Source organism: Flagellimonas alvinocaridis, assembly GCF_004916895.1.
Taxonomy (GTDB): Bacteria; Bacteroidota; Bacteroidia; order Flavobacteriales; family Flavobacteriaceae; genus Flagellimonas; species Flagellimonas alvinocaridis.
Genome location: NZ_SNTZ01000065.1, coordinates 1 through 547, shown reverse-complemented (window position 1 = coordinate 547; position 547 = coordinate 1). Strand labels below are relative to the sequence as shown.

At 35.1% G+C, this 547-nt stretch carries 1 protein-coding gene; it reads left to right on the top strand.

Annotated features, from left to right (window positions below; genetic code table 11):
- The first annotated feature begins 173 nt into the window (after positions 1-173).
- Positions 174-422 carry an alpha/beta fold hydrolase gene (locus EZV76_RS16920; RefSeq protein ID WP_136567698.1) on the top strand — a complete coding sequence of 83 codons (249 nt, stop codon included), beginning with the start codon at positions 174-176 and terminating at the stop codon, positions 420-422.
- The last annotated feature ends 125 nt before the right edge of the window (positions 423-547 follow it).

The following is a 547-nucleotide window of genomic DNA, read 5'->3' as shown; positions in this document are numbered from 1 at the left end:
GCTACAACACCTGGTATTCCAATTGGTTCTATGCAACTTTTAGGAGAAAAGAGGACTGATACGTCTAGTAAGGCTTAACTTAGAGACCGTTTTAGTTCTCCTCTTTCTCTTATTTAATATATAAATTCAAAGTAAAGGAGACCGTTGGCAACAATTTGACAAAAACATTTAGAATGAAGAAGCTTACAATACTGTTACTGTTTTGGACCTTCTTTGCTTTACTTTCCTGTGAAACTAAAAGCAATAGTCATTTTGTTGAAATTCAAGGTAGACAACAGCATGTTTTGACATGGGGAGAAGGAGAACCCGTAATTGTTTTTATCAGTGGTGGTGGAAGTGATTTAAAAGACTTTGAAATTGTTCAAAAGGAAATTTCCAAAATCACAAAAACAATCTCATACTGGATAAGCCGGGTAAACTGACCCACCTTCGCCGGATAAAACTGACCATAGCAAACGAACTGCCCAGATTTGATCTATCCTTGGGTTAAACTTAGTTTTTATTTTTTAATTTTCTTCTCATCGATTCTCCTTTTATATCTATTCTG

Coding starts and splice junctions, on each gene's coding strand:
- EZV76_RS16920 (WP_136567698.1), top strand. CDS start 174: ATGAAGAAGCTTACAATACTGTTACTGTTTTGGACCTTCTTTGCTTTA.